The 13,191-nt window shown below is 69.1% G+C and carries 12 protein-coding genes; 7 read left to right on the top strand and 5 right to left on the bottom strand.

Going from position 1 to position 13,191, the window contains the following annotated elements:
• Nucleotides 1-279 (bottom strand): helix-turn-helix domain-containing protein, encoded by a 279-nt coding sequence (locus ASF80_RS10310; protein ID WP_056312001.1) that lies wholly within the window; start codon nt 277-279, stop codon nt 1-3.
• 78 nt (nt 280-357) lie between these two features.
• On the opposite strand from ASF80_RS10310, the gene map reads away from it, so the two are divergent.
• Nucleotides 358-1,128, top strand: coding sequence for a type I methionyl aminopeptidase (gene map, locus ASF80_RS10305; protein ID WP_056310460.1), 771 nt, complete (start codon nt 358-360; stop codon nt 1,126-1,128).
• A gap of 42 nt (nt 1,129-1,170) precedes the next feature.
• Here the strand turns inward: map and ASF80_RS10300 are convergent, their stop codons facing one another.
• The 3 genes from ASF80_RS10300 to ASF80_RS10290 form a co-directional block, all read right to left on the bottom strand.
• Nucleotides 1,171-2,712 carry a glycosyltransferase family 2 protein gene (locus tag ASF80_RS10300; protein ID WP_056310458.1) on the bottom strand — a complete coding sequence of 514 codons (1,542 nt, stop codon included), beginning with the start codon at nt 2,710-2,712 and terminating at the stop codon, nt 1,171-1,173.
• A gap of 118 nt (nt 2,713-2,830) precedes the next feature.
• On the bottom strand, nt 2,831-4,018 hold the full coding sequence (locus tag ASF80_RS10295; protein WP_056310456.1) for an RNA polymerase sigma factor: 1,188 nt from the start codon (nt 4,016-4,018) through the stop codon (nt 2,831-2,833).
• Nucleotides 4,015-4,392, bottom strand: a complete 378-nt coding sequence (locus ASF80_RS10290; protein ID WP_056310454.1) for a YciI family protein — start codon at nt 4,390-4,392, stop codon at nt 4,015-4,017. The genes ASF80_RS10295 and ASF80_RS10290 overlap by 4 nt, the downstream gene beginning before the upstream one ends.
• A gap of 169 nt (nt 4,393-4,561) precedes the next feature.
• On the opposite strand from ASF80_RS10290, the gene ASF80_RS10285 reads away from it, so the two are divergent.
• The 3 genes from ASF80_RS10285 to ASF80_RS10275 all read left to right on the top strand — a co-directional run bounded on the left by ASF80_RS10285 (nt 4,562) and on the right by ASF80_RS10275 (nt 9,081).
• On the top strand, nt 4,562-5,194 hold the full coding sequence (locus ASF80_RS10285; protein WP_082488374.1) for a PadR family transcriptional regulator: 633 nt from the start codon (nt 4,562-4,564) through the stop codon (nt 5,192-5,194).
• 24 nt (nt 5,195-5,218) lie between these two features.
• Nucleotides 5,219-6,907, top strand: a complete 1,689-nt coding sequence (locus ASF80_RS10280) for an ABC1 kinase family protein (protein WP_056310452.1) — start codon at nt 5,219-5,221, stop codon at nt 6,905-6,907.
• A gap of 176 nt (nt 6,908-7,083) precedes the next feature.
• Nucleotides 7,084-9,081, top strand: coding sequence for a BCCT family transporter (locus ASF80_RS10275; RefSeq protein ID WP_235559936.1), 1,998 nt, complete (start codon nt 7,084-7,086; stop codon nt 9,079-9,081).
• Between the two features lie 200 nt (nt 9,082-9,281).
• Here the strand turns inward: ASF80_RS10275 and ASF80_RS10270 are convergent, their stop codons facing one another.
• On the bottom strand, nt 9,282-10,898 hold the full coding sequence (locus tag ASF80_RS10270) for an SDR family oxidoreductase (RefSeq protein WP_056310450.1): 1,617 nt from the start codon (nt 10,896-10,898) through the stop codon (nt 9,282-9,284).
• A 93-nt stretch (nt 10,899-10,991) separates the two neighbouring features.
• Here ASF80_RS10270 and ASF80_RS10265 point away from each other — a divergent pair, with 93 nt between their 5' ends.
• From ASF80_RS10265 to ASF80_RS10260, 3 genes are all read left to right on the top strand, one after another.
• On the top strand, nt 10,992-11,246 hold the full coding sequence (locus ASF80_RS10265) for a hypothetical protein (RefSeq protein WP_056310448.1): 255 nt from the start codon (nt 10,992-10,994) through the stop codon (nt 11,244-11,246).
• 60 nt (nt 11,247-11,306) lie between these two features.
• A complete protein-coding gene (locus ASF80_RS18730) occupies nt 11,307-11,480 on the top strand; it encodes a CsbD family protein (protein WP_082477872.1) in 174 nt (57 codons plus the stop codon).
• 100 nt (nt 11,481-11,580) lie between these two features.
• Nucleotides 11,581-13,188, top strand: coding sequence for an MFS transporter (locus tag ASF80_RS10260; protein ID WP_082488266.1), 1,608 nt, complete (start codon nt 11,581-11,583; stop codon nt 13,186-13,188).
• Nucleotides 13,189-13,191 lie beyond the last annotated feature (3 nt).

Below are 13,191 nucleotides of genomic sequence, written 5' to 3'. Positions count from 1 at the left end.
TCAGGACGCGACCTGCACTCGTCCGATCGTGCGCACCGGCGGCTCGATCTCTGCCCACACGGAGTCGAGCGAGATGTGCAGCACGCCCGCGATCGCCGCGATCGTCGAGAACGCGGGAGTCGCCACGCGACCCGACTCGATCTTGCGCAGAGTTTCGGGCGAGACCCCGGCGTCGAGTGCGACGCTCAGCATCGACCGCTCGCCACGTGCCCGCCGCAGCAGCGCGCCGAGACGCTCGCCTCGTTCGACCTCGGCGGGGGTGAGCGGCATCCGAACCATCATGTGCCGATTCTAATACCGGGATAGTATTACCGGGATAGTTATTGGAACGGCGCGGAGCCGGATGCGGAGAGCACCATGATCGAGATCCTCACCAGCGACGAACTGGCCAGGGCGAGGGATGCCGGCGCGCTCGTCGGCAGCATCCTGCAGTCTCTGAAGGAGCGCACGAAGGTCGGCGTGAACCTGCTCGACCTCGACCGCTGGACGAAGCAGATGATCGAGGATGCCGGAGCCGAGTCCTGCTACGTCGACTACGCCCCGTCGTTCGGCCGTGGACCCTTCGGTCACTACGTCTGCACCGCCGTGAACGACGCGGTGCTGCACGGGATGCCGCACGACTACGCCCTCGCCGACGGCGACCTGCTCACACTCGACCTCGCCGTCACGCTGCGGGGGATCTCGGCCGACGCCGCCATCAGCTTCGTGGTCGGAACCACCCGGGCGCCGGAGGATCTCGCGATGATCGACGCGACCGAACGCGCGCTCGCCGCGGCCATCGCCGTCGCCCGTCCTGGCGCTCGCATCGGCGACCTCTCGCACGCGATCGGCACGGTGCTGACCGCCGCCGGATACCCGATCAACCTCGAGTTCGGCGGTCACGGCATCGGCTCGACCATGCACCAGGATCCGCACGTCGCGAACGACGGACGCCCCGGTCGTGGCTACAAGCTGCGCCCCGGCCTGCTGCTCGCCCTCGAACCGTGGGTCATGGCCGACACCGACGAGCTGATCACCGACGCCGACGGCTGGACTCTGCGCAGCGCGACCGGCTGCCGCACCGCCCACACCGAGCACACGATCGCGATCACGGAAGACGGAGCAGAGATCCTCACGCTCCCGCGCTGACGACGAGCCGGCACACGCCCGCGACCGCCGAGAATCGCAGGCTCACTTCGTGCGCGAGGCGCTCCGCGAACCACCCCGCACCCGACGCACCGCGCGCCCGGCGAGATCCTTCAACCGTCCGCCGGGCCACTGCCGCCGCAGCTCGACCGCGCCGCCGCGGCCCGCGACCGGAGTGCAGGTGCGCCCGGCGAGCAGCGGGGAGTGTCCGGCGGCGGCGAGCGTCGCCGCATCCGCCGTGAGGGGAACGTCGAACGTCCATCCGGCCCTCCGGACGGTCACGAACAGCCTCGCGCCGCGCGACTCGTCATCGGGACCGAAGACCTTCAGCGGATCGATCGCGAGAGCGATCGAGCCGAGATTCCGAGGCTTCACGCGCGCTACGCGGCGCTCGACTCCCGCGGCCTTGTCGCGCAGCACCAGCTCGACCCGGTCGTTCTGCAGTTCGCGGCCGGCTTCGAGCAGGCCGGTCGGCAGGCCGTCCATCGCCACGGGAAGCGATGTCAGCACACCGGTGCCGGGCTCGACGACGAGAGCATCCTGTCCATCGCGGGTGATCGACACGGCGACCGTCAGATACAGCCCTCCGCCCCGAGACCAGCGTGCCGACGTCACGACGGCGCGGCAGGTCGTCTCGACCTCGAACCGCGCGAACGTCACGAGATCCGCACGGCGGTCGGCCCGCAGCAGCGCGGCCCTGATCCGATTCGGGAACGACAGGCCTCCGTCGACTCCCGGTCCGAAGCGGCGCTGCGCGAGCGGGCCGACCACATCGAGCAGCCGCTCGCGGTACTCGTCGGGGTACGCGAGGAACTTCTTACCCGTCAGCCGCTTCAGGATCTTGCCGCGGAACCAGTGCCGCAGCAGCCGATCGCGCAGTCTCCCGGGTTCCGTGTACCGCTCGACCAGGTCGAGCACGGCCTCGAGATGCGGGAAGTACGACTCCGGATCGATCCGCGACGAGCTCGCACTGCCCGCGTGCTTCACCCACGCGTAGCAGGGCTGGCTCGCGAGGATCGAGATCGTCGACGCCTCGAAGTACGCGCGCATGACGAACAGATGATCCTCGAGGCGCACCTTGCCCTCGGGGAAGCGGATGCGATTCTCGCGCAGGAACGAGGTGCGGAACATCTTGTGCGGCGTGAGCATCTCGAGCAGCGGATCCTCGCCGAGCTTCGCCCGGGGCACATCGCGACGGAAGATCCGGCTCGGCAGCGGGCGCCCGATCCCGACCTCCTTGCCCACGATGACGTCGGATGCATGCTGGTCGGCGTAGTCGCACAGCGCCTCGAGCGCACCGGGGTACAGCCAGTCATCCTGGTCGACGAACTGGATGTAGGTCCCTCGCGCCTCATCGATGCCGTGGTTGCGAGGCGTTCCCGGCCATCCGGAATGCGGCAGGAACGCCACGTGCAGGTAGTCCCGATCGCGGGCGACCTCGACCAGCCGCGCTGCGGTCTCCTTGCCCGATCCGTCGTCGCACAGCAGCACCTCGAACCGCGAGTGATCGAGCGTCTGGGCGTCGAACGAGGCGATGAGTTCGTCGAACGCCGCACCCGGCTTGAACACGGGGACGACCACGCTCACTCGGATCGAAGTGGACGCGGGCGGAACGGCAGACGAATTCGACATCGACGGCAGTCAAACACTGAGAGCTATGCGGTGCACGGGGCTTGCGCTCAGGCGCGAATGCATGCAGGGAGAGTCAGTGGCCGCGTTCGTGCGCCTCTGCGCGAGAACGTAGGAACGCCGCGACATCCTGATCGTCGGCGAGTGCGATCGCCCTCGCGTACGCATCCCTCGCATCTCGGCCCGCCTCTGCGAGCAGCTCCGCTCTCGCCGCCCAGTAGGGCTGGAACCCCTCGGCATCGGGCGGAAGCGCGTCGAGTCCCGACTCGGGCCCCTCGATGCGCGCCGTCACCACGGCGGCCGCCACCCGGGCTCCGAGAGTCGGCGCGACCGCGAGCAGCGCCGAGTACAGCATCCGCAGCGCCTCCCAATCGGTGCGGCCCGTTCGGCGACGGTCGCAGTGCACCGCCTGGATCGCCGCCTCCAGCTGGAACCTCCCCGGCGCGTCCGCAGGCTGCGCTCGCCGCAGATACGCCTCGCCCTCGGCGATCAGTGCGGCATCCCACGACCCGGGATCCTGCTCGTCCAGCGGCACGAACTCCGGCGATCGCCGCGCCAGCGTCAGCGTCGTGAGAGCCGCGAGACCCCACGCCTCGGGCTCGTCCTCGAGCAGTCCGGCGAGGGTCGCGGCGAGATACTGCGCCTCGCCCGCGAGCGAATCGCTGTCTCCTCTCCACGCCAGCGCGGCGCACCCGTATACGGCTTCGAGCACCGCGGGCAGCCGCTCGGGCATCGCTCGCCGATCGGGAACAGCGAACGGGATGCGGGCGTCTTTGATGCGCCTCTTCGCCCGCACCAGCCGCTGCGCCATCGCGGCGGGCGGCACCGCGAACGCGCGGGCGATGTCGGCCGAGTCGAAGCCGAGCACGGCCTGCAGCATCAGCGGAGCGCGCATCGCCGGATCGATCGCCGGATGCGCGCACACGAACAGCAGCTCGAGCCGCTTGTCGCCGATCGCCAGCGGATCGTGCTCGGCGAACGGATCGTCGCGGGCACTCTCCTCGTCGAGAGGAGCGGATGCTTTCGCCGCAGCCGACTTCCACACGTCGCGCAGTCTGTTCCTGGCCACGGTCAACAGCCACCCTTCCGGGTTGTCGGGCACGCCGGCATCCGGCCAGCGTCGCAATGCCTCTTCGAACGCTCCCGACAGGGAGTCCTCCGCGAGTGCGAGGTCACCCGAGCGGGCAGCGAGCAGCGCGACGAGCCGGCCATAGGAGGTCCGCGCCGCGCTCTCGGCGGCGGCCCGGACCTCCTCGGGGATCATCGGTTCGGCATCCAGACGCCGTCGACGGTGAAGACGGCGCCGGGCCGCACCTCGACCGTGCCCCAGAATGCGGGAGGCGCCTGTCGGGCGAACCCGATCGCCGCGTCGAGATCGGCGACGTCGATCACGACCGTCCCACCGAGCTGCTCCTTGGTGTCGGCGAACGGGCCGTCCTGCACCTGCAGTTCTCCGTCGCGCACCCGCACCGTGGTGCTCACGGTCGACGGCTGCAGGACCTCGGCGGAGATCAGCACCCCCGCCGACTGCAGGGTGGCGGCGTAGCTCGCGAATGCGGCCTGTCCTTCTGCGAGCGCGTCGGCGCCCAGAGTCTCGGCGTCGAGCTCTTCGTAGTGCAACAGCAGTGTGTAGCGCATGGTCTCTTCCTCACTGTTCGACGGTCAGCGTACAGAGGGATGACGATCGAGTATCAGGTCGATCGACACATCCGCCGAAGAAATCTCCCACCCGGTTTCGAATCNNNNCCCGCCACTCAGCCTTAACGATATATCGTTGACTATCGCTCACCACTTCCGGGAGGTCATCATGAACAACGCATTCCCCTTCGGCACCGGCGCAGGCAACGGCGCAGGCAACACCGACAACCCGCTGGGCGGCATCTTCGGATCCGGCGGCTTCGGCGGATCCAACGGCCCGGCCGGCACCCTCTTCGACGCACTCGACCAACTGCGCAAGTCGTTCGAGCAGCGTCCGTCCGGCGGCACCCGCATGGCCAAGGGCGACGTTCGCGCGGCGGTGCTCTCGCTCCTCGCCGAGAAGCCGATGCACGGCTACCAGATCATCAACGAGATCGCCGAGCGCAGTGGCGGCTCGTGGAAGCCGAGCGCAGGCTCGGTCTACCCGACGCTGCAGCTGCTCGCCGACGAGGGCCTGATCGAGGCCGAAGAGCAGAACGGTCGCAAGACCTACTCGCTCACCGAGGCCGGTCGTGCGGTCGCGACCGAGACCACCGAGGCACCGGCACCCTGGGAGTCGAGCTCGACGAAGGACGGTCACCGCAACGATCCCCGCTTCACGACTCTGCCCAAGGCGGGCGTCGACCTCGCAGCGGCAGCCGCGCAGGTGGGCCGCAGCGGATCGCCTGAGCAGGTGCAGGCGGCGATCGAGATCCTCGATGACGCCCGTCGTAGGCTGTACTCGATCCTCGCTCAGGACTGATCGCACACGACCCAGGGACGACACATGACGGATGCTGCGGCGCAGGGCGCCCATCGTGCCCGGTACCGCCGCATCCTCTCGTTCGCGGCGCGTGAATTCCTCAAGATCTGGTGGTTCGAGCTCGTCCTGCCGAAGTTCGGTCTGCGCTCCGTCTCGGAGCGCACCCGAGCGCCGCGCATGCAACGCTTCGCGAAGCGGTTCCACGTGCTCGCGGTCGAGCTCGGTGGCCTCATGATCAAGGTCGGCCAGTTCATGTCGTCGCGCCTCGACGTGCTGCCACCCGAGATCACGAAAGAGCTCGAGGGCCTGCAGGACGAGGTTCCCGCAGTGCCGTTCGCCGGCATCCGGGCGGCCGCCGAGTCCGAGCTCGGCATGCCGCTCGAGCAGGCCTACGCCTGGTTCGACGAGGCGCCGGTGGCCGCGGCATCCCTGGGGCAGGCGCATCGCGCCCGGCTCTCGGCTCAGGATGCCGTCGACACCGGACTCGGCGACGTGGTCGTCAAGGTGCAGCGCCCCGGCATCGACGAGATCGTCGCGGTCGACCTCGCGGCGCTCCGCCGCGTCGCCCGCTGGGCGATGCGCGTGCGCCTGGTCGCCGACCGCGTCGACGCCCCCGGCCTCGTAGAGGAGTTCGCGCAGACGAGCCTCGAGGAGATCGACTACCTGCACGAGGCGGCCAGCGCCGAGCGGTTCCGTGAGAACTTCGCGGGAGACGCCCGCGTCGACGCCCCCGAGATCGTCTGGGAGCGCTCGACCCGCCGCGTGCTCACGCTGTCGGACGTCACGGCCATCAAGATCAACGACACGGATGCTCTGCGCGCAGCGGACATCGATCCGTCGGAGGTCGCCGACGTGTTCGCCGAGGTCATGTTCGACCAGGTGTTCACGCACAGCTTCGTGCACGCCGACCCGCACCCCGGCAACATCTTCGTGACGCCGGAACCCGCATCCACCACCGGCCGGAACTTCCGGCTCACCTTCATCGACTTCGGCATGATGGCCGAGGTGCCGGCCAGCCTCCGCGACGGTCTGCGCACACTGCTCATCGCGGTCGCCGGCCGAGACAGCAAGGGGCTCGTGGCCGCCGCGCAGGAGATCGGGGTTCTGCTGCCGTCGGCCGACACCGCCGAGCTCGAGCGGGCACTGCGGGCGCTTTTCGCCCGGTTCGGCGGCATGGGCTTCGCGGAGCTCAGCACCGTCGACCCGCGGGAGTTCGCGGACTTCGCTGACGAGTTCGGCGACATGGTGCGCTCGCTCCCGCTGCAGTTGCCCGAGAACATGCTGCTGCTGATCCGCGCGGTCTCGTTGACCTCGGGCATGTGCTCGAGCCTCGATCCCACCTTCAACGTGTGGGATGCCGCGGAGCCCTACGCCGGGCGTCTGCTGCGCGACGAGTCGGGCAACCTCATGCAGGAGATGGCCCAGCAGGCCATGGAGACCGCCGCCGTCACCTACCGTCTTCCCAAGCGGATCGACGCGATCATCACCCGCGTCGACGACGGCAACGTCACCTTCGACACGTCGCGCCTCGAGCGTCGCCTCGACCGGCTCGAGGGCATCGCCCGCCGCATCGGATCCGGCGTGCTGTTCGCCGCGATGCTCGTCGGCGGAGCGCTGCTCGTCCCCTCGATCCCGCCCCTCGGCATCACCCTCCTCTGCGTCTCGGCCCTGCCCCTGCTGCACGCGGTCTTCGGTGGGCGTCGCTCGCGCTGACGAGCGCCCGCACGTCCCGCCCCGCCCCCGCGGCCGGCCCGCGCTGACGCGCCCGGAAAACCCGGAGCGTCCGGCATCGGCGCGGCGCGTCCGACCCCGACGCGCCGCGGATCGACCGAGTGATCTGGGTTTTCCCGTCCCGGCCGCAGTATGCCGGCATGGGAGAATGGGTTCTCATGGACACTCCGGACGATAAGACGCCCCCGAGGAACGACGCTCCGAAGACCACCACAGCCGCAGTCCGGCAGGCCGCGAAGGCCACCGAGACCGCCCAGAAGATCGTCCGTGACATCGCCGCCGTGCCGCCGCGCGGCGTGCATCCGGCGCTCGTTCCCGGCGTCGCGGTCGAAGAGACCGGCCGCACCTACCGCACCGATCCGCTCGTGTTCGGCCTCGCCGTCGCGCTGACCGTCGCGTTCATCGCGTGGGGTGTGTTCGCGGGTGACAACCTCTCGGGCACCACCTCGACCGTGCTCGCCTGGGTCGTGGAGTACTTCGGCTTCTTCTTCACGACGATCGCCACCGTCATCCTCGTCTTCATGCTGTTCATCGGCTTCAGCCGCTACGGGCGCATCCCGCTCGGCCGCGACGACGAAGAGCCCGAGTTCTCGATGTTCTCGTGGATCTCGATGCTGTTCGCCGCCGGCATGGGCATCGGTCTCGTCTTCTGGGGCGCCGCCGAGCCGCTCACCTTCTTCGAGAACCCGCCGCCCGGAACGGTCGAGGCCAACACACTCGAGGCCATGCACACCGCGCAGGCGCAGGTTCTCTACCACTGGGGCCCGCAGGCCTGGGCGTTCTACGCGCTCGTCGGTGGCGCGATCGCCTATGGCGCGTTCCGTCGCGGTCGCACCCCTCTGATCTCGTCGATCTTCGCCCCGCTGCTCGGAGAGGGCCGCACGACCGGGCCCCTCGGCCGCACGATCGACATCTTCTCGATCATCGTCACGCTCTTCGGAACCGCGGCCTCGCTCGGGCTCGGCGCCCTGCAGATCGGCCATGGCGTCGAGATCGTCAGCGGCATCGGCGAGCTCGGCAACGGCGTGCTCATCGCCGCGATCGCCGTGCTCACCGCGTGCTTCATCGCATCGGCTGTGTCGGGCGTCTCGAAGGGCATCCGCGCGCTGTCGAACATCAACGCGGTCGTCGCCCTGCTGCTCGCCTTCTTCGTGTTCTTCGTCGGCCCGACACTGCTGATCCTCAACGTCATCCCCTCGGTCGCCGTGCAGTTCCTCGGCGACCTGCCCGAGATGGTCGCCCGCTCGGCCTCGCAGGGCGACGAAGCGCAGGTGTTCCTGTCGAGCTGGACGATCTTCTACTGGGCATGGTGGATCTCGTGGTCGCCGTTCGTCGGCATGTTCATCGCCAAGATCTCGCGCGGCCGCACGCTCCGCCAGTTCGTGTCGGTCGTCATCGTCGTGCCCGCCGTCATCTCGCTCATCTGGTTCGCGATCTTCGGGACCACGGCCATCCAGCAGCAGATGGACGGCGCCAACCTCACGGTCGATCCGCCCGAGGAAGTGCTCTTCGGCGTGCTCGAGAACCTGCCGTTCCCGCTGATCACCAGCATCGTCCTGATCCTGCTGATCGCGATCTTCTTCGTCACCGGAGCGGACTCCGCCTCGCTCGTGATGGGCACGCTGTCACAGCAGGGGCGGCCCGAGCCGTCGCGCTGGGTCGCGGTCGTCTGGGGTGTGCTGGTCGGCGTCATCGCCGCCGTGCTGCTCGTCACCGGTGAGGAGGGCAGCGGACTCCGATCACTGCAGAACGTCACGATCATCGCCGCGCTGCCGTTCGCGGTGATCATGGCGTTCATGATGGTCGCGTTCATGAAGGATCTGCGGCGCGATCCGCTGATCCTGCGCGACCGGTATGCCCGCATGGCCGTGCGCCACAGCGTCATGGCGGGCCTCGAGGAGTACGGCGACGACTTCGCCCTCGTGCCGGTCGAGTACGACCACTCCGAAGACGACCTCGCCTGGATCGACGAAGCAGACGTCGACGACAGCCTCGCCGAGGTCTACGCGACCGCGACCGAGGCGATCGACATCATCCCGGACGCCGGGGCGATCGAGGGCTCGGATGCCGAATCGGGTGCGGGTGCGGGTGCGGATGCGGGTGCCGGAACGGATCCCGGCGCCGACCCCGCGGGACTCGCCGAGCGTTCGTCCTGACGCCGGGTGCATAAGTGGCCCCGCACGGGTTTCGGCCCGGTGCGGGGTCAGTTGCGCATCCGAATCGGCCGTTTCCGGTGCGAAAGTGGCCCCGGCTGGGGTTGCGGTGCGGAAGTGGCCCCGGCTCCGGGACCAGTGGGGCGGGACCGGCGGGGCGGGACCGGTGGGGCGGGACCGGTGGGGCGGACGGCCGCCGCGGCTCAGGCGACGGATGCCGTGGCCGCACCAGCACCCGGAGCACCGGGCGCGACTGTCTCTACCGGAACGGCAGCGGCGTCGGTGATCCTGGCGGCCATGCCCGCGAAGATGAACCCGTGGAACGGCAGCACGCCGAGCCAGTACAGGCGGCCGGCGAGCCCGCGGGGGAAGAACACGGCGCGCTGCTCGTAGCGTGATCCGTCGCCGTCCGGCAGCGCCCGCAGCTCGAGCCACGCCTCGCCCGGCACCTTCATCTCGGCGCGCAGGCGCAGCAGCCCGCCGCTCGCGGGGGAGGAGTCGGTCGCACGCCCCGGCTCTTCGACGGCCTCGACGCGCCAGAAGTCGATCGCGTCGCCGACCCGGGCCTCGACCTTGCTGCGTCGTCCGCGGCGCAGGCCCACGCCGCCGACGAGGCGGTCCATCCACCCGCGCACCGCCCACAGGAACTTCGACGAATACCAGCCGTTCGATCCGCCGATGCCGATGATCACGTGCCAGAGCCCATCGACCGGTGCGGCCGTCTTCAGTTTGCGCGTGTCGGTGAAGACGGTGCGTCCGGCCCAGTCGGGGTCGCTCGGCAGCGGATCGCTCGGGGCGCCCGAGACCTCGGCATCCTGCCAGCTCGTCTCGATCGTGTCGGCATCGACCCGGCCCAGTGCCATCGACACCGCCGTCCGGTAGGGCGTCAGCCCGCCTTCGGGTTTCGGGATCAGATCGTCGATCGCATGGTCCTTCACGATGCACTCGTTCTGCAGCGAGGCGACGAGCGGACGAGCGATCGACCGCGGAACCGGCGTCACGAGGTTCACCCAGTGCGATGCCAGGCCGGGGGTCAGCACGGGCAGGGCGGCGATCGCCCGCTGACGCAGACCCGCCTCGAGCGCATACCCGTTCATCATCTGCCCGTACCGCAGCACGTCCGGGCCGCCGATGTCGACCGCGCGGTTCACGTCGGCATCCACCCGCGCGGCTCCGAGCAGGTAGTGCAGCACGTCGCGCACGGCGATCGGCTGGATGCGGTTGCGCACCCACTTCGGCGCCGGCATGTACGGCAGCACGTCGGTGAGGTGGCGGATCATCTCGAAGGAGGCCGACCCCGAACCGATCACGACACCGGCCTGCAGCACCAGCGACGGCACGCCGGATTCGAGGAAGATCTCGCCCACGCGCACGCGGGAGCGCAGGTGCGGCGACAGCTTGGCATCCTCGGGATGCAGTCCGCCCAGGTAGACGATGCGACGCACGCCGGCCTTCGCGGCAGCATCCGCCACCGTCGTCGCCGCGCGCTCGTCACTCTCTTCGAAGCCCTTGCCCGCGGTCATCGAGTGGATCAGGTAGTAGACGACATCGACGTCCTTCATGGCTTCGGCCACGGCATCCGCGTCGTCGGCCGAGCCCTCGACGATCTCGCAGTCCGAGCCCCAGGGGAAGGATGCCGCGCGCGCGGCGTCTCTGGCGAGCGTTCGCACCCGGTATCCGGCGTTCAGCAGGCGCGGGGTGAGGCGGCCGCCGATGTATCCGGTGGCTCCGAGGACGAGCGCGCGGGGCGCCGATCCGTCCTCGCGGGGGAGGGCGCGCAGGGCCTCTTCGTGCCCGGTGGGCTGGGTGAGCTCGGTCATGCCTTGAGCGTAAGCGGAATGCCTGAATATTTCGCTAGGGTGGCAATTCACTAGTTCACCTAGTAATCTTTGTGCGGAGGAAGGTGAGACGCCATGACGACAGCAGCAGAAGCCCCCACGCGCCGGGATCTCCGGTCGCGCCGGATCGTGAGCCCTGAGGCCTCGTCCGTCACCCTCACCCCGCTGTCCGCTCGTGAGGCTGTGGGTAGGCGCACCGGCATCGACCGCGTCGCCGCTCCCTCGTCGCGCGCTCCGTTCTGGCAGGCCGCGGGCATCGTGGGACTCATCGCCGTGGTCGCCGCCGCCACCTTGCCGCTGATCGCGCAGATCCTCTCGCTCCCGTTGTGAGCGCAGAGCCGCACTCGTAGACCGACTGAAGACCACCGCTGATAAGAGAAAGGATCCCCCATGGGACTCGATGACAAGATCAAGAACGCCGCACAGGACCTCGCCGGCAAGGCGAAGGAGGCCGCCGGCAAGGTGACCGACAACGAGAAGCTCGAGGCGGAGGGCCGCGCCGACCAGGCGAAGGCCAACGTCAAGAAGGCCGGCGAGAACGTCAAGGACGCTTTCAACAGCTGAGAACAGCCACACAGTGCGGGGAGGCGGCGACAGCCGCCTCCCCGTCGTCTGTCCGGCCCGGCCTGCGAGGCTGATCCGGCACGAGAGAGAAGATGACTGCATGTCCGATCCATTGAAGACCGAGAATCTGACCCTGTGGCAGCGACTGATCCGTCGCCTACGACCGGTCAAGGCAGATGAACTGCGGCGCCTCACCGTCGAGGACGTCACGGTGGTCGACCGTCCGATGCTCCGCCGCGCCGTCGCGGGCACCGTGGTCGGCAACCTCATGGAGTGGTACGACATCGGCGTCTACGGCTACCTCGCCGTGATCATCGGGCGCGCGTTCCTGCCCGACGCATCGGCCGGTGCGCAGTCGCTGTTCTCGCTCGGCGTCTTCGCCGTGACGTTCGTCGCGCGCCCGCTCGGCGGCATCGTGCTCGGCCAGCTCGGTGACCGCATGGGCCGCCAGCGCGTGCTCGCGTTCACGCTCATCATGATGGCCGCGGCGACGTTCCTCATCGGCGTGCTGCCCGACTTCTCGGTGATCGGCGTCTGGGCGCCCATCCTGCTGATCGTCCTCAAGCTCGCACAGGGCTTCTCGACCGGTGGCGAGTATGCCGGTGCCACGACGTTCATCACCGAATATGCGCCCGACAAGCGCCGCGGCTTCTACGCCTCGCTGCTCGACCTCGGCTCGTACATGGGCTTCGCCATCGGCGCCGCGTTCGTGTCGATCCTGCAGCTCACTCTCTCGGCCGACGTCATGCAGGGCTTCGCGTGGCGCATCCCGTTCCTCGTCGCCCTGCCGCTCGGACTGATCGCGATCTACTTCCGACTCAAGATCGAAGACACCCCCGCCTTCCAGGAGGCTCAGGATGCCGCCCAGCGCGCGGCCGACGACGCGAAGGAAGCCGTCGATGCCCCGAAGGGCGTCATCGCGCTGATCCGCGCGTACTGGCGCGAGCTGCTCACGGCCTTCGTTCTCGTGGCCGCCGCGAACACCGTCGGCTACGCCCTCACGTCCTACATGCCGACGTACCTGACCGGAACCCTCGGCTACGACGAGGTGCACGGCACGCTGCTCACGCTCCCGGTGCTCGTGGCGATGGCCCTCTGCATCCCGCTCACCGGCAAGCTCTCCGACCGCATCGGACGCAAGAGGGTGCTGTTCATCGGCTCGATCTCGGCGATCGTGCTGGCCGTGCCGTCGTTCCTCTTCATGATGCACGGCGAGATCTGGTCGACTCTGCTCGGCCTCGTGCTGCTCGCGTTCCCGGTGACGTTCTACGTCGCGAACCTCGCGTCGTCGCTGCCGGCGCTCTTCCCGACCTCGTCCCGCTACGGCGGCATGGGCATCTCGTACAACCTCGCGGTCGCACTGTTCGCGGGTACGGCTCCGGTGGTGATGGAGGCGCTCGTGCAGATGACCGGGTCGTCGCTCGCACCGGCGTTCTACGTGATCGGCACCTCGATCGCCGGCTTCATCGCCGTGGTCGTGCTCAAGGAGTCGGCGCGCAGGCCGCTGCCCGGTGCGATGCCGAGCGTGCAGACCCACGAAGAGGCCGTCGAGCTGGTCGAGACGCAGGAGGAGAACCCCGACCTCGATCTCGACGAGCTCTTCCCCGAGCGCCTCGAGAATGCGGAGTACGTGGCCGAGCTGGCTGCGCAGGCCGAGCAGGATGCGCAGGCCGATGAGCAGACCGAGGGTCAGGTCGAGAAGGCCTGATCG

Source organism: Microbacterium sp. Leaf159 (genome assembly GCF_001423615.1).
GTDB lineage: Bacteria > Actinomycetota > Actinomycetes > Actinomycetales > Microbacteriaceae > Microbacterium.
This window is presented reverse-complemented; position numbering and strand designations above follow the sequence as displayed.